General features: G+C 66.7%; 21 protein-coding genes. 11 read left to right on the forward strand and 10 right to left on the reverse strand.

The window, feature by feature from the left end; all coding sequences use genetic code 11:
• Positions 1–60 precede the first annotated feature (60 nt).
• The 7 genes from UB43_RS16450 to UB43_RS16480 all read left to right on the forward strand — a co-directional run bounded on the left by UB43_RS16450 (position 61) and on the right by UB43_RS16480 (position 4,756).
• Positions 61–1,200, forward strand: a complete 1,140-nt coding sequence (locus UB43_RS16450) for a homoserine O-acetyltransferase (protein WP_045212994.1) — start codon at positions 61–63, stop codon at positions 1,198–1,200.
• A gap of 8 nt (positions 1,201–1,208) precedes the next feature.
• Complete coding sequence (gene metW / locus UB43_RS16455; RefSeq protein WP_045212996.1) at positions 1,209–1,829, forward strand: methionine biosynthesis protein MetW; 621 nt, start codon at positions 1,209–1,211, stop codon at positions 1,827–1,829.
• 34 nt (positions 1,830–1,863) lie between these two features.
• On the forward strand, positions 1,864–2,286 hold the full coding sequence (locus UB43_RS16460) for a DUF4426 domain-containing protein (protein ID WP_045212999.1): 423 nt from the start codon (positions 1,864–1,866) through the stop codon (positions 2,284–2,286).
• Positions 2,283–2,876, forward strand: coding sequence for an RdgB/HAM1 family non-canonical purine NTP pyrophosphatase (rdgB, locus tag UB43_RS16465; RefSeq protein ID WP_045213002.1), 594 nt, complete (start codon positions 2,283–2,285; stop codon positions 2,874–2,876). The genes UB43_RS16460 and rdgB overlap by 4 nt, the downstream gene beginning before the upstream one ends.
• Positions 2,873–4,060: a radical SAM family heme chaperone HemW gene (gene hemW, locus UB43_RS16470; RefSeq protein WP_045213004.1), complete on the forward strand. Its 1,188-nt coding sequence runs from the start codon at positions 2,873–2,875 to the stop codon at positions 4,058–4,060. The genes rdgB and hemW overlap by 4 nt, the downstream gene beginning before the upstream one ends.
• A gap of 72 nt (positions 4,061–4,132) precedes the next feature.
• Positions 4,133–4,456, forward strand: coding sequence for a DUF3392 domain-containing protein (locus UB43_RS16475; protein ID WP_017520106.1), 324 nt, complete (start codon positions 4,133–4,135; stop codon positions 4,454–4,456).
• Between the two features lie 45 nt (positions 4,457–4,501).
• The gene (locus tag UB43_RS16480; RefSeq protein WP_017520105.1) at positions 4,502–4,756 is read left to right on the forward strand and encodes a hypothetical protein; all 255 of its coding nucleotides are present in this window, start codon (positions 4,502–4,504) and stop codon (positions 4,754–4,756) included.
• A 185-nt stretch (positions 4,757–4,941) separates the two neighbouring features.
• On the opposite strand, the gene UB43_RS16485 is transcribed toward UB43_RS16480, so the two are convergent.
• From UB43_RS16485 to UB43_RS16505, 5 genes are all read right to left on the reverse strand, one after another.
• Positions 4,942–6,288, reverse strand: coding sequence for a DUF1329 domain-containing protein (locus UB43_RS16485; RefSeq protein ID WP_045213007.1), 1,347 nt, complete (start codon positions 6,286–6,288; stop codon positions 4,942–4,944).
• 169 nt (positions 6,289–6,457) lie between these two features.
• Positions 6,458–7,129 carry a tRNA (guanosine(46)-N7)-methyltransferase TrmB gene (gene trmB / locus UB43_RS16490; protein WP_218187701.1) on the reverse strand — a complete coding sequence of 224 codons (672 nt, stop codon included), beginning with the start codon at positions 7,127–7,129 and terminating at the stop codon, positions 6,458–6,460.
• 134 nt (positions 7,130–7,263) lie between these two features.
• Positions 7,264–8,070: a thiazole synthase gene (locus tag UB43_RS16495; protein ID WP_045213012.1), complete on the reverse strand. Its 807-nt coding sequence runs from the start codon at positions 8,068–8,070 to the stop codon at positions 7,264–7,266.
• A 54-nt stretch (positions 8,071–8,124) separates the two neighbouring features.
• Positions 8,125–8,325, reverse strand: coding sequence for a sulfur carrier protein ThiS (thiS, locus tag UB43_RS16500; protein ID WP_017520101.1), 201 nt, complete (start codon positions 8,323–8,325; stop codon positions 8,125–8,127).
• Positions 8,326–8,425: 100 nt separating this feature from the next.
• Positions 8,426–8,794, reverse strand: coding sequence for a DUF423 domain-containing protein (locus tag UB43_RS16505; RefSeq protein ID WP_045213015.1), 369 nt, complete (start codon positions 8,792–8,794; stop codon positions 8,426–8,428).
• Between the two features lie 32 nt (positions 8,795–8,826).
• Between UB43_RS16505 and mtgA the strand changes: the two genes are divergently transcribed.
• Entirely contained in the window at positions 8,827–9,549 is a 723-nt protein-coding gene (mtgA, locus tag UB43_RS16510) for a monofunctional biosynthetic peptidoglycan transglycosylase (protein WP_045213017.1), read from the forward strand.
• On the opposite strand, the gene UB43_RS16515 is transcribed toward mtgA, so the two are convergent.
• The 5 genes from UB43_RS16515 to ftsY form a co-directional block, all read right to left on the reverse strand.
• Positions 9,546–10,160, reverse strand: coding sequence for a hypothetical protein (locus UB43_RS16515; RefSeq protein WP_045213020.1), 615 nt, complete (start codon positions 10,158–10,160; stop codon positions 9,546–9,548). The genes mtgA and UB43_RS16515 overlap by 4 nt on opposite strands.
• 82 nt (positions 10,161–10,242) lie before the next feature.
• Positions 10,243–11,097 carry an RNA polymerase sigma factor RpoH gene (rpoH, locus tag UB43_RS16520; RefSeq protein WP_045213023.1) on the reverse strand — a complete coding sequence of 285 codons (855 nt, stop codon included), beginning with the start codon at positions 11,095–11,097 and terminating at the stop codon, positions 10,243–10,245.
• Between the two features lie 110 nt (positions 11,098–11,207).
• Complete coding sequence (gene ftsX / locus UB43_RS16525; RefSeq protein ID WP_045213026.1) at positions 11,208–12,218, reverse strand: permease-like cell division protein FtsX; 1,011 nt, start codon at positions 12,216–12,218, stop codon at positions 11,208–11,210.
• Positions 12,218–12,889 (reverse strand): cell division ATP-binding protein FtsE, encoded by a 672-nt coding sequence (gene ftsE / locus UB43_RS16530; RefSeq protein WP_017520095.1) that lies wholly within the window; start codon positions 12,887–12,889, stop codon positions 12,218–12,220. Before ftsE ends, ftsX begins: the two co-directional genes overlap by 1 nt.
• Positions 12,886–14,322, reverse strand: a complete 1,437-nt coding sequence (ftsY, locus tag UB43_RS16535; protein WP_045213029.1) for a signal recognition particle-docking protein FtsY — start codon at positions 14,320–14,322, stop codon at positions 12,886–12,888. The genes ftsE and ftsY overlap by 4 nt, the downstream gene beginning before the upstream one ends.
• A 190-nt stretch (positions 14,323–14,512) precedes the next feature.
• Here ftsY and UB43_RS16540 point away from each other — a divergent pair, with 190 nt between their 5' ends.
• Genes UB43_RS16540 through rsmD form a run of 3 tightly spaced genes read left to right on the forward strand, consistent with a single transcriptional unit; the run spans position 14,513 to position 18,001 of the window.
• Entirely contained in the window at positions 14,513–15,883 is a 1,371-nt protein-coding gene (locus tag UB43_RS16540; protein ID WP_045213032.1) for a pitrilysin family protein, read from the forward strand.
• Positions 15,876–17,393 carry a pitrilysin family protein gene (locus tag UB43_RS16545; RefSeq protein ID WP_045213034.1) on the forward strand — a complete coding sequence of 506 codons (1,518 nt, stop codon included), beginning with the start codon at positions 15,876–15,878 and terminating at the stop codon, positions 17,391–17,393. Before UB43_RS16540 ends, UB43_RS16545 begins: the two co-directional genes overlap by 8 nt.
• Complete coding sequence (gene rsmD / locus UB43_RS16550; RefSeq protein ID WP_045213035.1) at positions 17,393–18,001, forward strand: 16S rRNA (guanine(966)-N(2))-methyltransferase RsmD; 609 nt, start codon at positions 17,393–17,395, stop codon at positions 17,999–18,001. Before UB43_RS16545 ends, rsmD begins: the two co-directional genes overlap by 1 nt.

Raw genomic sequence — 18,001 nt, forward strand, 5'->3', positions numbered from 1 at the left:
TTGCCGCGGGGGGCGGCGCTCTTTAGACTGGCCGTCCTTTTTTATTCATGAGCTGGGTCGATGCCAACAGTCTTCCCCGAAGATTCCGTCGGTCTGGTCACCCCCCAGACGCTGCAGTTCAACGAACCGCTGCCCCTGGCCTGCGGCAAGACCCTGCCCGAATACCAGCTGGTGATCGAGACCTACGGCGAGCTGAACGCCACGGCAAGCAACGCCGTGCTGATCTGCCATGCGCTCTCCGGCCATCACCACGCCGCCGGCTACCACAGCGAGGATGAGCGCAAGCCGGGCTGGTGGGACAGCTGCATCGGTCCGGGCAAGCCCATCGATACCCGCAAGTTCTTCGTCGTCGCGCTGAACAACCTCGGCGGCTGCAACGGCTCCACCGGCCCGACCAGCCCGAACCCCGCCACCGGCAAGGCCTACGGCGCGGATTTCCCGGTCGTCACCGTGGAAGACTGGGTCCACAGCCAGGCACGCCTGGCCGATCGCCTCGGCATCCAGAGCTGGGCCGCCATCGTCGGCGGCAGCCTGGGCGGCATGCAGGCGCTGCAGTGGACCATCAGCTACCCCGAGCGCGTGCGCCACTGCCTGTGCATCGCCAGTGCGCCGAAGCTGTCGGCGCAGAACATCGCGTTCAACGAAGTCGCGCGCCAGGCGATCCTCTCGGACCCTGAGTTCTTCGGCGGCCACTTCCAGGAACACGACGTGATTCCCAAGCGCGGCCTGCGCCTGGCGCGGATGGTCGGCCATATCACCTACCTCTCCGACGACGCCATGGGCGCCAAGTTCGGCCGCGACATGAAGTCGGAGAAGCTCAACTACGACCTGCACAGCGTCGAGTTCCAGGTGGAAAGCTACCTGCGCTACCAGGGCGAGGAGTTCTCCACCCGCTTCGACGCCAACACCTACCTGCTGATGACCAAGGCGCTGGACTACTTCGACCCGGCCGCCGCCCACGGTGACGACCTGGCGCGGACCCTCGCCGGGGTGAAAGCGGACTTCTGCCTGATGTCCTTCACCACCGACTGGCGCTTCTCCCCGGCCCGCTCGCGGGAGATCGTCGACGCGCTGCTGGCGGCGAAGAAGAACGTCAGCTACCTGGAGATCGACGCACCGCAAGGCCACGACGCCTTCCTGATGCCGATTCCGCGCTACCTGCAAGCCTTCAGCGGTTACATGCACCGCATCAGCGTATAAGGACCACCATGCGCGCCGACCTGGAAATCATCCAAGACTGGATCCCCGCCGGCAGCCGCGTGCTCGACCTGGGCTGCGGCGACGGCGAGCTGCTCGCCTGGCTGCGCGACCACAAGCAGGTCGGCGGCTACGGCCTGGAGATCGACCCCGACAAGATTGCCAAATGCATCGAACGTGGGGTGAACGTCATCGAACAGGACCTGGACAAGGGCCTGGGCAACTTCGCCAGCGACAGTTTCGACGTGGTGGTGATGACCCAGTCGCTGCAGGCCCTGCGCTACCCGGACAAGGTGCTGGCGGAGATGCTGCGCGTGGGCAAGACGTGCATCATCACCTTCCCCAACTTCGGCCACTGGCGCTGCCGCTGGTACCTCGCGCGCAATGGCCGCATGCCAGTGTCGGAGTTCCTTCCGTACACTTGGTACAACACGCCGAACATCCACTTCTGCACCTTCCGCGACTTCGAGGCGCTCTGCCACGAGCAGCACGCGAAGGTGCTGGACCGCCTGGCGGTGGACCACGAGCACCAGCATGGCTGGGCCTCGCGAATCTGGCCTAATCTGTTGGGTGAGATCGGCATCTACCGGATCAGCGGCGCTGGCGTGCAAGACCACCGCATCGCCGTCTGATCGCGGCTACCTGATAGAGCCCGGGAGAAACATCATGCGCCGCCTGCTTACCTTCTTCGCCTGCCTGGTCCTCGCCGTCCCCGCCTTCGCCGAACAGGTGAAGCGCCTGGGTGACCTGCAGGTGCACTACAGCGTGTTCAACTCCAGCTTCCTCCAGCCCAATGTCGCGCAAGCGGTGGGCGTGGTGCGCAGCAAGGCCCAGGGCGTGGTCAACATCGTGCCGCTGGACGCCAGCGGCAAACCGGCCAACGCCACCGTCGCCGGCTCCGCGAAGAACCTGATGGGCCAGACCGTTCCCCTGACCTTCAAGCGCGTGGTCGAGGAAGGCGCCGTGTACAACCTGGCGCAGTTCCCCATCGAAGGCCGCGAAACCCTGACCTTCTCCATCCAGGTCCAGTCCGGAAACGAAGCCCCGCAAAGCTTCGATTTCATGCAGGAAATCTTCCCCGACGAATGATCAAGCTCGAACAACTGGTGCTGGCCAGTCACAACGCCGGCAAGCTCAAGGAACTCCAGGCCATGCTCGGAGCCCACGTGAAAGTGCGCTCCATCGGCGAGTTCAGCGACGTGGAGCCGGAAGAGACCGGCCTCTCGTTCGTCGAGAACGCCATCCTCAAGGCCCGCAATGCCGCGCGCATCTCCGGCCTGCCGGCACTGGCCGACGACTCGGGCCTGGCGGTGGACTTCCTCGGCGGTGCGCCGGGCATCTATTCCGCGCGCTACGCCGACGGCAAGGGTGACGCGGCGAACAACGCCAAGCTGCTGGACGCCCTGAAGGACGTGCCGGACGAGCAGCGCGGCGCCCAGTTCGTCAGCGTGCTGGCACTCGTCCGCCACGCCGACGACCCGCTGCCGATCCTCTGCGAAGGCCTCTGGCACGGCAGCATCCTGCGCGAAGCCCGCGGCGAGCACGGCTTCGGCTATGACCCGCTGTTCTGGGTGCCGGAAGCCAACTGCTCCAGCGCCGAACTGCCGCCCGAGCAGAAGAACCAGCTCAGCCACCGCGCCCGCGCCATGGCCCTGCTGAAGCAACGGCTGGGTCTATGAGCCAGGCAGGACGCCACGGGCTCGACGCCGGGCCGGTGGTTTCCGGCTTCCGCCTGCCGCCGCTGTCCGCGTATGTGCACATCCCCTGGTGCGTGCGCAAATGCCCCTATTGCGACTTCAACTCCCACGCCGCCGGCCCGGAGCTGCCCGAAGACGCCTACGTCGAGGCGCTGCTGGCTGACCTGGCTGCCGACCGCGGCTACGTCCACGGCCGCAAGCTGACCTCGATCTTCTTCGGCGGCGGCACGCCCAGCCTGTTCTCCGCCAGCGCACTGGGCCGCATCCTCGCAGGCCTGGAGCGGCAAGTCGGTTTCGAGAGCGACATCGAGATCACCCTGGAAGCCAACCCGGGCACCTTCGAGCAGGCCAAGTTCGCCGACTACCGCGCCCTGGGCATCAACCGGCTGTCCATCGGCATCCAGAGCTTCCAGGCCGAGAAGCTCAAGGCGCTCGGTCGCATCCATGACGGCGACGAAGCCGTGCGTGCGGCCGAGATGGCCCGCCGCGCCGGCTTCGACAACTTCAACCTGGACCTGATGCACGGCCTGCCGGAGCAGAGCGTCGCCGACGCGCTGGGCGACCTGCAGCAGGCCATCGCCCTGGCGCCGACGCACCTGTCCTGGTACCAGCTGACCATGGAGCCGAACACGGTGTTCTGGAGCCAGCCGCCGGAGCTGCCCGAGGACGACCAGCTGTGGGAAATCCAGGAAGCCGGCCAGGCGCTGCTCGCCCAGGCGGGCTACCTGCAGTACGAAACCTCCGCCTATGCCCGCGACGGCAAGCGCGCGCGGCACAACCTGAACTACTGGACCTTCGGCGACTTCCTCGGCATCGGCGCCGGCGCCCACGCCAAGCTGAGCACCCCGGAAGGCCGCATCCTGCGCACCTGGAAGACCCGCCTGCCGAAGGACTACCTGAACCCGGAGAAACCCTTCCAGGCCGGCGAGCGCGACCTGGAAGCGGACGACCTGCCCTTCGAGTTCATGATGAACGCCCTGCGCCTCACCGATGGCGTGCCGGCGGCGACCTTCGCCGAGCGCACCGGCCTGCCACTGGCTGCCATCGAAGAAGCCTGCCGACAGGCGCGCCAGGACGGCCTCCTGGTGGACGACCCGCAGCGCCTGGCGCCGACCGAACGCGGCCAACTGTTCCTCAACGACCTGCTGCAGCGCTTCCTGCCCTGAGAACCGGGCGGGCGACGCTGCTGTCGCCCGCCGTGTACACTCCCCGGCGACTCTCGATCCCAAGGAGCCCCAATGGACTTCGCGCTCGACCTGATTGCCAACGTCTCCCGCTGGTGCCGCGGCCACCTGTCCGACATCGCCCTGGCGATCATGGCCACCGTGCTGGTGCTGTTCGGCCCGGCGATCAATGCCTGGGTGCAGCAGCGCATCGGCAGCCTGAATTTCGTCTTCCGCACCCTGCTGTTCGTGCTGATCTGCGCCGTGGGCTACGGCCTGGCGATGGTCTTCGTCACCCCGTGGCTGGCCAAGGGCCTGGGCTATTTCAACAACTACACCCTGGCGCCTGTCCTGCTGCTAGTGTTCTTCGTGATTGGCATGATCGCCGACCGCAGTTGACCTGCGTTCTTCCGGCGGTTGGCCACCCCACCCGCCGGAGGACACATGAAGCCGATCAAGCATCTCTACCTGCACTTCTCTGATGGCCAGCGCCTGGCGCTGCGCTTCCCGCAACAGAGCGACGACCCCGCCGAAGTGGCCCGCGGCATCCGCAAGCAGATGGAATCGCCGGTCATCAGCATCGAGGTGGACGGCGACCTGCTGATCATCCCGCGCACCAGCATCAAGTACCTGCAGATCAGCCCGGCGCCAATGCGCATGCCGGAGACCACCGTGCTGGGTGCCGAGCTGATCGAGTAACGCGCGCCACTCGAGCAGGAACATCGACAAGGGCATGGTTTTTTGTAGGAGCGAGCTTGCTCGCGAACCGCCCCAGCACCGGCGCCGCCGGATGGCACGTTCGCGAGCAAGCTCGCTCCTACAGGCTCTGTCCACCCGCATCTCCTGCATAGACAAAGGCCACCTCGCGGCGGCCTCTGCTGGACTCAGTTACCCTCGCGGCGCAATGCCTGCGGGGTGAAGTCGCGCGGGCCCAGCGGGACCTTGAAGTCGTACATCGGCTCGTTGTTGTCCAGGCCGTCGACGAAGTAGCGCCTGCCTTCGAAGTCGTACAGCGCCTCCAGGGTGCTGAGCACCATGGGCACGTCGTAGTAGTTGATCGGGTGCACTTCCTGGGCGCGGATCAGCTTGCCGTCGGCGTTGTAGATGTCCGAGGCGAGGATCTGCCAGCTGTCCTCATCCAGGTAGAAACGGCGCTTGGCGAACGGATGGCCCATGCCCTTGCGCAGGGTCGCCTCGACCACCCAGACACGGTGCGGCTCGTAGCGCAGCAATTCGGGGTTGAGGGTCTTGGTCTTGAGGGTATCCGCGTAGGGAATGCCCTTCTGGTGCACGGCATAGCTGTTGTACGGCACCAGCATCTCGCGCTTGCCCAGCAGCTGCCACTCGTAGTGGTCCGGCGCGCCGTTGTAGACGTCCACGGTATCGGCGGTGGCCAGGCCGTTGGTGTCGGGCTGCAGGGTGTCGTAGGCCAGGCTCGGCAGGCGCCGCACGCGGCGTTCGCCGCTGTTGAAGCGCCAGGCCTTGCGGATCGACAGCACCTGGTCGATGGTCTCCTGCACCACCAGCGCGGAACCAGCCAGCTTGGCCGGGGCGACGATGTTGTACTTGTAGTAGAACAGCGTGTTGTTCAGGTCCTGCGGGGTCATGCCCTCGCGGCCGTAGTTGAAGTACACGTAGCGATCGAGCTTGAGCAGGTTGTAGCTGCCGCTGGCGAGCACGGCGGCCTGGTTGGTCACCATGTGAATCTGCTCGCCACGGTAGCGCATGATGTGGTTCCAGATCGCTTCCAGACCGGTCTTCGGCATCGGGAACGGCACGCCGGCGGCAGCGCCCTGCACGCCGTTGCCGTCGGCGATCAGCTCGGCGTTCTCGGCATTGAAGCGGGTGGCGTCATAGATGCGCTGGGGCAGCGAGGCACTGCGGCGGCTGGGGAAGACGCGCAGGTAGTAGTCCGGGTTCTCCTGCAGCAGCGCCTGGGTGCCGGGCGTGAGCAGCGCCTGGTACTGCGCCAGGTTCTTGCTGTCGATCTTGTACTGCACGGCGTCGCCAGCGTACGGATCGAGGTGATGGCTGCCGGGCTGGTAGCCTGCCGGCGCGGTGGTGATGCCGCCGGTCCAGGCGGGGATGGTGCCACTGGCGTTGCCGGCCATCTCCGCCCCCATCGGCGTGAGGTCGCGGCCCAGTCGAGCGGCCTCGGTGGCATCGACTTTCGCCTGCGCCGGCAGGGCCCACGCCCCCGCCATCAGCAGTACAGCAAGTTTCTTCAACACAGCAGACTCCTTTGCGACGGACTCCTGTCCATCACTCTTATTTTCGTCCGCGGCGGATGCCGCTTTTTATTCAGGAGGTGAGGGGTGGCCTTTGCGGCCTGCCGGGTGGTCCCGGTCTGTAGGGTGTTCATCCGTGGAAAAGGCCTGCCGTGCAGGCCTTTTCGGTAGATCAGTCGACGCGCTCGAACTTCAGGTCCCAGACGCCATGGCCGAGTCGCTCCCCGCGACGTTCGAACTTGGTGACCGGGCGCTCTTCCGGGCGCGGCACATAGGTATTGTCCGCCGAAAGGTTGCGATAGCCGGGTGCGGCATTCATCACTTCCAGCATGTGCTCAGCATATTGTTCCCAGTCGGTGGCCATGTGCAGCACGCCGCCGACCTTCAGCTTCTGGCGCACCAGCTCGGCCCAGGCAGGCTGCACGATACGACGCTTGTGGTGACGCGACTTGTGCCACGGGTCCGGGAAGAACAGCAGCAGGCGGTCAAGGCTGGCGTCGGCCACGCAGTCGCGCAGCACTTCGATGGCGTCGCAGCTGTAGACGCGGATATTGGCCAGGTCCTGGGTCAGCATGCCATTGAGCAGTGCGCCGACGCCCGGACGGTGTACTTCCACGCCAATGAAGTCCTGCTCCGGTGCGGCAGCCGCCATCTCCAGGGTGGCGTGGCCCATGCCGAAACCGATCTCGAAGGTACGCGGTGCCTGGCGCCCGAATACCTGGTCGAAGTCCCGCGCGCCGTCGGCCAGCTCCAGGCCGTATTTCGGCCAGCCCTGGTCGAGGCCGCGCTGCTGGCCCTCGGTCATGCGCCCGGCACGCATCACGAAGCTCTTGATGGCGCGCATCGGACGGTTGTCGGCGTCGGGCTGGTTCTCGGGCTGATTCTCGGGAATGTCACTCATGACTCGGACCTTGCGGGTAATGCACGCGCGGGCCGGCTGCCTTCGGCAATCCGGCCCGCGCGTCGGGATGGAAATACTTAGTTGATCAGGCCCGTCATCGGCGACGACGCACTGGCGTACAGCTTGCGCGGCATGCGGCCGGCCAGGTAGGCCAGGCGGCCGGCGACGATGGCGTGCTTCATGGCCTCGGCCATCATCACCGGGTTCTGCGCGTGGGCGATGGCGGTGTTCATCAGCACGGCCTCGCAACCCAGCTCCATGGCGATGGTGGCGTCGGAGGCGGTGCCCACGCCGGCATCCACCAGCACCGGAACGGTGGCTTCCTCGAGGATGATGCGCAGGTTGTACGGGTTGCAGATGCCCAGGCCCGAGCCGATCAGGCCGGCCAGCGGCATCACCGCGATGCAGCCGATCTCGGCCAGCTGGCGCGCGATGATCGGGTCGTCGCTGGTGTACACCATGACGTCGAAGCCGTCCTTGACCAGCACTTCGGCCGCCTTGAGGGTTTCCACGACATTGGGGAAGAGGGTTTTCTGGTCGGCCAGGACTTCCAGCTTGACCAGGTTGTGGCCATCGAGCAGCTCGCGGGCCAGGCGGCAGGTGCGCACGGCCTCGACGGCGTCGTAGCAGCCGGCGGTGTTCGGCAGGATGGTGTAGCGGTCCGGCGGAATCACATCCAGCAGGTTGGGCTCGCCCGGGTTCTGGCCAATGTTGGTACGGCGCACGGCCACGGTGACGATCTCGGCGCCCGAGGCCTCGATGGCGACACGGGTCTCTTCGAGGTCCTTGTACTTGCCGGTCCCGACCAGCAGGCGCGAATTGTAGGTGCGGCCAGCCAGGGTGAAGGGCTTGTCGACCGGCAGGTTGGAGTTGGTTTGGCTCATCGGATCACTCCTGAAGGAAAGGCGGGCGGGGCCTGAAAGTCTGGGAGGCGGCTGCTAGCCGCCGCCGATGGCATGCACCACTTCCACCTGGTCGCCTTCGCTCAGGGCGGTGGCGGCGTGCTGGCTGCGCGGCACGATGTCCTGGTTGAGCTCGACCGCGACACGCTTGCCGGTGAGGTCGAGACGCTCGAGCAGGTTGGCGACGCTGTGGCCGTCGGGCAGCTCGAAGGGTTCGCCGTTCAACTGAATACGCATGGGCGGGACGGTCGTTGCTGGAGGGGGTCGCATTCTAGCCCGATCGCGCCCGATGACCAAGTTACCGGAGCGTCGCACTCGGGCTTTTCTGACGTCCGGGTCAACCCAGGCGGAAGGCCGCGGCCAGCAGCAGCGCCCAGCCGATCAGGAAGAACAACCCGCCAATCGGGGTGATGATGCCCACCCCCAGGCCGGCCAGGGTCAGCAGGTAGAGGCTGCCGGAAAACAGCAGGATGCCGACGGTGAAGGCCCAGCCGGCAAGGCTGACCAGTGTGCCGCCGATGTGCGCCGAGAGCAGCGCCACGCCGAACAGCGCCAGGGCATGCAGCATCTGGTAATGCACGCCGGTCTGGAACACCGCCAGGTACTCGGGGGTGAGCTTGCTCTTCAGGCCGTGGGCAGCGAAGGCGCCGAGGGCGACCCCGGTGAAACCGAAGAAGGCGGCGAGCATCAGGAAAGTGCGCAGCATCGGAAAGCTCCAGACAGGTGAGTGCCGCTATAATGGCCCGCTCATCCGCCCAGTCAAAGCCTCGAATGCCCAAGCTGCTCCGCCGCCTGCTGAAGATCGCGCTCTGGTTCGTCGCCATCAGCGTCGGGCTGGTCATCGTCCTGCGCTGGGTGCCGCCGCCGGGAACCATGGTGATGATCGAGCGCAAGGTCGAATCCTGGTTCAACGGCCAGCCCATCGACCTGCAGCGCAGCTGGCGCTCGTGGGGCGAGCTGCCGGACAGCCTCAAGCTCGCCGTGATCGCCAGCGAGGACCAGAAGTTCGCCGAGCACCACGGCTTCGACCTGCCGGCGATCCAGAAGGCCCTGGCGCACAACGAACAGGGCGGCAAGGTGCGCGGCGGCAGCACCATCAGCCAGCAGGTGGCGAAGAACGTCTTCCTGTGGACCGGCCGCAGCTGGGTGCGCAAGGGCTTCGAGGCCTGGTTCACCCTGCTGATCGAGACCTTCTGGTCCAAGCAGCGGATTCTCGAGGTCTACCTCAACAGCGTGGAATGGGATGCCGGCGTGTTCGGCGCCCAGGCCGCCGCCCAGCATCACTTCGGCGTCGATGCCAAGCGCCTGTCGCAACAGCAGGCCAGCCTGCTGGCGGCCGTACTGCCCAACCCGCGCAAGTGGAGCGCCGGCAAGCCCGGCCCCTACGTGCGCCAGCGCGCCTCATGGATTCGCCAGCAGATGTGGCAGCTGGGCGGCAGCGACTACCTCGAACGCCTTTAAGGCGTCTCGCTGGTCTTGAGGGTATTGCGCGGGACCACCCGCACCCACTGCAGGGTGCCGTCGCGGTGCAGCAGGGTCATGCCCTTCTCCGGATAGACCCAGGCCTCGCCGCCATCCACCTGCAGGCGCAGGCGCGGGTCGCCCAGGCTCACCGCCAGACGGCCGACCGCCAGGTCCTCCTGGGGCGCCAGCGCCAGCTCGGAGACCGGCTTGTTGCCCAGTTGCCCCATCAGCTCGGCGCTCAGCGGCTGGTCCTTGCTGGTCGGCTGCATGCCGGTGGCCTTGGCCAGGCTGGCATGCTCGGCGCCGCTCAGGGCCAGCTCCGCCTCGACATGCCAGGGACCCTCTTCCGTCACCAGCTTGCCGCGGTAATGCAGTTGCGGGCCGTCCTGGCTGGCGGTCAGCCACAGCTCGCCGGGCTGCTGGCCCTGCAAGTCATTCAGGGTCAGCTGGTCGTCGGCCAGCGGCTCGAAGACCTTTTCCTTCCAGTCGTTGAACCACTGCGGCGGCTTGGGCGGCGCCGAAGTACGGGCAACCCAGGTGCCCAGGCCGAAAGCCAGCAGGGCGATAACCAGAAAAAACATCCCGTGGACGGGACGCAGGCGCGGCATGGGACTCTCCATACGCTGAATGCGGGCAGAAAAAAACCGCACCAGGGTGCGGTTCGCGACTCGCAGGGCGCGTCGAAGCCGATCAGGCTTCGATGCGACCCTTGAGCTTGTTCATCGCGTTCTTTTCCAACTGACGGATCCGCTCGGCGGACACGTTGTACTTGGCTGCGAGGTCGTGCAGGGTCGCCTTCTCCTCCGCCAGCCAACGCTGGTAGAGGATGTCGCGGCTGCGGTCGTCCAGGCCTTCCAGCGCCTCGTGCAGGCTCGCGGTGGAGCTGTCACTCCAGTCCGCTTCCTCCAACTGGCGCGCCGGGTCGTAGCGATGGTCTTCCAGATAATGCGCCGGGGACTGGTAGGCGCTCTCGTCGTCGGCGTCCGCCGCCGGGTCGAAGGCCATGTCCTGCCCGGTGAGACGGCTTTCCATCTCGCGGACTTCGCGGGCCTCGACACCGAGGGTTTCCGCGACGCGGTGCACTTCGTCGTTGCTCAGCCAGGCCAGCTTCTTCTTCTGGCTGCGCAGGTTGAAGAACAGCTTGCGCTGCGCCTTGGTGGTCGCGACTTTCACGATCCGCCAGTTGCGCAGGATGAACTCATGGATTTCCGCCTTGATCCAATGGACGGCGAACGACACCAGGCGCACACCCATTTCCGGGTTGAAGCGCTTCACGGCCTTCATCAGGCCGACGTTGCCTTCCTGGATCAGATCGGCCTGGGCCAGGCCGTACCCGGAATAACTCCGGGCGATATGCACGACGAAGCGCAGGTGCGCCAGAACCATTTGCCGTGCCGCTTCCAGATCTTGCTGGTAGAAGAGGCGTTCGGCCAGTTCGCGCTCCTGCTCCGGCGTCAGCAGCGGAATGCTGTTCACCGAGTGCACATAGGCTTCCAGGTTCGCACCGGGAGCCAGGGCATAGACAGGTTGCAGAGAAGTGGTCATGCGAATCCTCCGATTCACGAAACTCGCGCAGTGTAGCACTGCGAAATCTGACTGCAAGCGGGTGTAAAAGTTCCTTTACACCCGCTTAACCCCTGCAAAATCAGGGGGTTTCAGCGCGGTGCCAGCTCACGCAGGTGGCGCGCCACGGCCAGCCAGGCGCCGATCCAGCCCAGCAGCACGGCGCCGATGGTGAGCGACAGGCCGTCGTCGACCGGTACGCCCGCCAGGCCGAAATCGCTGCCGTACAGCCCGGCCAGGTTGACCACGGAGCTGTTCAGCCAGTCCAGGCCGAAGGCCAGCAGGGCCCAGGACAGGACGCCCGCACCCAGGCCGTACAACGCGCCCATATAGAGGAAGGGGCGACGCACGTAACCGTCCGTCCCGCCGACCAGCTTGATGACTTCGATTTCGTTACGGCGGTTTTCGATGTGCAGGCGGATGGTATTGCCGATCACCAGCAACAGGGTCAGCACCAGCAGGATGGTCAGGCCGAAGACGAAGCGGTCGCCCAGCTTGAGGATCGCCGACAGTCGCTCGACCCAGACCAGGTCCAGCTGCGCCTGTTGTACACCCGGCAGCTCCGACAACCTTTGACGCAAGGCATCCAGCTGGGCCTTGTCGACCTGCTTGGGCGTCACCGAGATGACCGCTGGCAGGGGGTTGTCAGGCAGCTCCTTCAGCGCTTCGCCGAGGCCGGACTGTTCCTGCAACTCTTTCAGCGCATCATCGCGACTGATCAGCTGCGCCTCGATCACATCGGGCATCTTCTCGATCTGTTCGCGCAGATCCTGACCCTGGGCCTCACTGGCCTTGAGGTCGAGGAACAGGGATATCTGTGCGGCGCGCTGCCAGGAGCCGCCGAGGCGCTCGACGTTGTTCAGCAGCAGCGACAAGCCCATCGGCAGGCTCAGGGTGATACCCATCACCAGGCAGGTGAAGAAGCTGCCGATGGGGTGGCTGACCAGGCGGTGCAGGCTGTCCATCAGGCTGGCACGGTGGTTTTCCGCGTAGGCCGAGAGGGAGGCGCTGTGATCCTGATGCTCGTTGTCGTCCGGGCGCTCGCGCGTATTGCGCGTCGGGGTGCCTTCTTCGTCGCCGCGGGGCAGGTCATTGGCGCTCATCAGGCGTTCTCCTCACGGTCGGCGATGATGCGGCCGCGCTGCAGGGTGATCATCCGGTGGCGCATGCGCGCGATCAGCGCGAGGTCGTGGCTGGCGATCAACACGGTGGTACCCAGGCGGTTGATGTCTTCGAACACGGACATGATTTCCGAGGCCAGGCGCGGGTCGAGGTTACCCGTGGGCTCGTCGGCGAGCAGCAGGGCCGGACGGTGCACCACCGCGCGGGCGATGCCGACGCGCTGCTGCTGGCCGGTGGAGAGGTCGGACGGACGGTCCTCGGCCTTCTCCTTGAGGTTCACCCGGTCCAGCGCCGCTTCGACGCGGTAGGCGATGTCCGCCTTGGGCAGGCCGAGGATCTGCATCGGCAGGGCAACGTTCTCGAACACGCTGCGATCATCGAGCAACTGGTGGTTCTGGAACACCACGCCGATCTGCCGGCGCAGGAACGGAATCTGCGCGGTGGAGATGCGCGAGACGTCCTGGCCGCCGAGCAGCAGCTTGCCGGAGGTGGGTCGCTCCATCGCCAGGATCAGGCGCAGCAGGGTGCTCTTGCCCGCGCCGGAGTGGCCGGTGACGAACATGATCTCGCCGCGCGGCACGCGGAACGAAATCTCGTGCAGGCCGACGTGGCCGTTGGGATAGCGTTTGCCAACCTGCTCGAAACGGATCATGCGATTTCCCGGGTCTCGAAGAGTGCACGGACGAAAGCATCGGCTTCGAAGGTTCGAAGATCGTCGATCCCTTCGCCGACACCGATGTAGCGGATCGGCAGGCCGAACTGCTTGGCCAGGGCGAAGATCACCCCGCCCTTGGCGGTGCCATCCAGTTTGGTCAGGGCCAGGCCGGTCAGTTCCACGGCGTTGTTGAACTGCTTGGCCTGGTTGATGGCGTTCTGCCCGGTGCCGGCGTCGAGCACCAGCAGGACTTCGTGGGGAGCCGTCTGGTCCAGCTTGCCGATCACGCGGCGCACCTTCTTCAGCTCTTCCATCAGGTTGTCCTTGGTGTGCAGGCGACCGGCGGTGTCGGCGATCAGCACGTCCACGCCCCGGGCCTTGGCGGCCTGCACGGCATCGAAGATCACCGAGGCGGAGTCCGCGCCGGTGTGCTGGGCGATCACGGCGATGTTGTTGCGCTCGCCCCAGACCTGCAGCTGTTCGACGGCGGCGGCGCGGAAGGTGTCGCCGGCGGCCAGCATGACCTTCTTGCCATCCAGCTGCAGCTTCTTCGCCAGCTTGCCGATGGTGGTGGTCTTGCCGACGCCGTTCACGCCGACCACGAGGATCACATAGGGCTGCTTGTCGGTGGTGATGCTCAGCGGCTGCTCGACGGGGCGCAGCAGGCCGGCCAGCTCTTCCTGCAGGGCCTTGTACAGCGCTTCGCTGTCGGCCAGTTCCTTGCGCGCAACGCGCTTGGTGAGGTTCTGCACGATGGTGGTGGTGGCCTCGACGCCGACGTCGGCGGTCAGCAGGCGGGTTTCGATTTCGTCGAGCAGGTCGTCGTCGATGGCTTTCTTGCCCAGGAACAGGCTGGCCATGCCTTCGCCGAGGCTGGCGCTGGTTTTCGACAGCCCCTGCTTGAGGCGGGCGAAGAAGCCCAGTTTCGACGGCTCGCTGGCGGCAGGCTTTGTCTGCGGCTCGGGTTCGGGTTGCGTTGCAGGCTCGGGTTCCGGCTGGGCGACCACGACGGGGGCTTCGGCAACGGGTTCGGGCTCAACGGGCGCGGCGGCAGGCGCCGGTTCGATCGGCTGGACCGGAGCGATCGGCTGGATAGCCGGCGGCGGCACCTCGGCCGTCACTGGCTGCGCAACGGGTTGCGGCTCAGGTTGCGGCGCGGGCTGCGCCAGCGGCTCGACCGGCACGCTGGCCGGCACCACGTCGATCACCGGCTCCGGAGCCAGCTCGGCGCGCGGGGCTACAGGCTCGGCCTGGACGGCGGGAGCCTGCTCGGGAGCGGGAGCCGGTTCGGCGGCAACAGGCTGTTCAGCCTGGGACTCGGCTTGCGCGGCGGGGTGTTCCTCGGCCTGGGGCTTCTTGCGCCACCAGCCGAACAGACCCTTCTTCTCCCCGGCTGGCGGGGCCTTCTTGTCGTCGTTGGAACCAAACATGTAGGGATCGAATCTCTAGGGGACGCCACGGAAACAGGCAGAAAAAAGCCTCGAAACAGCTTTGCGAAGTCCTGAACGTGGCCGCCCGGAAAACGGATGGGTATCCTAGCATCTCCTCGCCCGCCGGGGTTAAGAGGCTGGCCGCCAGCCTGCATAGACCCCGCGGACAGCCCGAAAGGTTCAGTCCACGATGAAAACCCTTGCACGCCGCCATGCCGGCCTGCTGCTCGGCTCCCTGTTGCTGCCGCTGATGGCGAGCGCCGCGGAACCACAGCCCACCCACGAATACACCCTGGACAACGGCCTGAAGGTCGTCGTCCGCGAGGACCACCGCGCCCCCGTGGTGGTCTCCCAGCTCTGGTACAAGGTCGGCTCCAGCTACGAGACGCCCGGCCTCACCGGGCTCTCCCACGCCCTGGAGCACATGATGTTCAAGGGCAGCCGCAAACTCGGCCCCGGCCAGGCTTCGCTGGTGCTGCGCGACCTCGGCGCGGAAGAGAACGCCTTCACCACCGACGACTACACCGCCTACTACCAGGTGCTGGCCCGCGACCGCCTGCCGGTGGCGCTGGAGCTGGAAGCCGACCGCATGGCGCACCTCGCCCTGCCGGCCGACCAGTTCAAGAGCGAGATCGAGGTGATCAAGGAAGAGCGTCGCCTGCGCACCGAGGACAAGCCCAGCGCGCTGGCCTTCGAGCGCTTCAAGGCCGCCGCCTACCCCGCCAGCGGCTACCGCACGCCGACCATCGGCTGGATGGCCGACCTGCAGCGCATGACCATCGACGACCTGCGCCACTGGTACCAGGCCTGGTACGCGCCGAACAACGCCACCCTGGTGGTGGTCGGCGATGTCAGCGGCGATGAGGTGAAAGCCCTGGCCGAGAAATACTTCGGCGAGATTCCCAAGCGCAACCTGCCCGCCGCGCGCAAACCGCTGGAGCTGGCCGAGCCGGGTGAACGTCGTCTCAAATTGCACGTACGCACCCAGTTGCCCAGCCTGATCATGGGCTTCAACGTGCCGACCCTGGGCAGCAGCGACGACGCCAAGCAGATCAACGCCCTGCGCCTGATCTCGGCAATCCTCGACGGCGGCTACAGCGCGCGCCTTTCCGCACGACTGGAGCGCGGCGAGGAAATCGTCGCCGGCGCCTCGGCCTCCTACGACGCCTTCTCCCGTGGCGACGGCCTGTTCTTCCTTTCCGCGACGCCCAATGTGCAGACCGGCAAGACCCTCGACCAGGTCGAGGCCGCGCTGTGGAAACAGCTGGAAGACCTCAAGCAGAACCCGCCGAGCAAGGAAGAGCTGGAGCGCGTACGCGCCCAGGTCATCGCCGGGCTGGTCTACGAGCGCGACTCCATCGCCGGGCAGGCCAGCACCATCGGCGAACTGGAAAGCGTCGGCCTCGGCTGGCGCCTGGCGGACAAGGACCTGGAAGCCATCCAGGCGGTCACCGCCGACGACATCCAGCAAGCCGCCCGCACCTACTTCACCCGCTCCCGCCTGACCCTCGCCCAGGTCCTGCCGGAAGTCGCCACCGACAAGGAGCCGAGCCATGAGTGAACGCAATGGCCTGCGCTACGGCCTGGTCGGGCTGATCGTCATCGCGCTGATCGCCGGACTGGTGCTGTTCGTTTCCCGCCCCGCCGCCGAGCCCGAAGCGGCCACGCCGGCACCCGCCCCTGCACAACCAGCTGCCGCCGAAAACGCCGCGCCCACCGGCCTGCAATCGCTTGCCGAAGCGGCCGGCAAGGCGCCCAGCCACCGCAAGCTGAACATCCAGCAATGGCAGACCGCCGAGGGCGCCCGTGTGCTCTTCGTCGAAGCCCATGAACTGCCGATGTTCGACCTGCGCCTGACCTTCGCCGCCGGCAGCAGCCAGGACGGCGACAGCTACGGCCTGGCCATGCTGACCAACGCCATGCTCAACGAAGGCGTGCCCGGCAAGGACACCAGCGCCATCGCCGCCGGCTTCGATGACCTGGGCGCCAACTTCGGCAACGGCTCCTACCGCGACATGGCGGTGGCCAGCCTGCGCAGCCTGAGCGAGCCGACCAAGCGCGACGCCGCGCTGGCGCTGTTCGACCAGGTGATCGGCCAGCCTACCTTCCCCGAGGAAGCCCTGGCGCGCATCAAGAACCAGGTCATGGCCGGCTTCGAATACCAGAAGCAGAACCCCGGCAAGCTGGCGGGCCTGGAACTGTTCAAGCGGCTCTACGGCGATCATCCGTACGCCCACTCCAGCGACGGCAACGAGAAGTCGGTGCCCAAGATCAGCGTCGCCCAGTTGCGCGCCTTCCACCAGAAGGCCTACGCCGCCGGCAACGTGGTCATCGCGCTGGTCGGCGACCTGACCCGCGAGCAGGCCGAAGCCATCGCCGGCAGCGTCTCCAAGTCGCTGCCCAAGGGCCCCGCCCTGCCCGCGCCGGGCGAACCGCAGACACCCAAGGCCGGCGTCACCCACATCGAGTTCCCGTCCAAGCAGACCCAGCTGATGCTGGCGCAGCTGGGCATCACCCGTAACGACCCGGACTACGCCGCGCTCTACCTGGGCAACCAGATCCTCGGTGGCGGCGGCTTCGGCACGCGACTGATGGACCAGGTGCGCGAGAAGCGCGGCCTGACCTACGGCGTCTACTCCGGTTTCACCGGCATGCAGTCGCGCGGGCCGTTCACCATCGGCCTGCAGACCCGCGCCGAGATGAGCGAAGGCACCCTCAAGCTGGTGCAGGACATCGTCCGCGACTACCTCGACAAGGGCCCGACGCCGAAGGAGCTGGACGACGCCAAGCGCGAGCTGGCCGGCAGCTTCCCGCTGTCCACCGCCAGCAACGCCGACATCGTCGGCCAACTGGGCGCCATCGGCTTCTACAACCTGCCGCTGGATTACCTGGAAACCTTCCTCAGCCAGGTCCAGGGCCTGAGCGTCGAGCAGGTAAAGGCAGCGATGCGGCGTCACCTCGACCCGGACGCCTTCGTCATCGTCACCGCCGGCCCCACCGTGCCGCAGCAGCCGCTGCCGCCGCCCACCGACAAACCCGCCGCGCAACCCGCCGGCGTACCGGAGCACTGATGAGCAAACGACCCGGCGGCGCCCCGCGCGCCGCACAGAAGCCCCACGGCGGCCAGGGCCAGCTGCGCATCATCGGCGGCGAATGGCGCAGCCGGCGCTTCGCCTTCCCCGACGGCCCGGGCCTGCGCCCGACGCCCGACCGGGTGCGCGAGACGCTGTTCAACTGGTTGGCGGCTTACGTCCCCGGCGCCCGTGTGCTCGACCCGTTCGCCGGCAGCGGCGCGCTGTTCCTCGAAGCGCTGTCCCGCGGCGCCAGCGCAGGCCTGGCGCTGGATACCAACGGCGAAGCCGTGGCCGCGCTGCGCAAAACGCTCGACACGCTCCAGTGCGCCACCGGCCAACTGCTGATGACCGACTCGCTGCGCTACCTCGAAGCCCCGGCATCACAAGCCTTCGACCTGGTCTTCCTCGACCCGCCGTTCCACCAGGACCTGCTGCAGAACACCTGCCGCCTGCTGGAAGAGCGCGGCTGGCTGGCCAAGGACGCGTGGGTCTACACCGAAAGCGAGGCCGTGCCTTCCAGCCTCGGCCTGCCGGGCAACTGGCGACTGCACCGGGAGAAAAAGGCGGGTTCGGTGCATTACGCGCTGTGGCAGCGGGAAGGCTGA

It is taken from the genome of Pseudomonas sp. 21, assembly GCF_000955805.1.
Lineage (GTDB): Bacteria > Pseudomonadota > Gammaproteobacteria > Pseudomonadales > Pseudomonadaceae > Pseudomonas.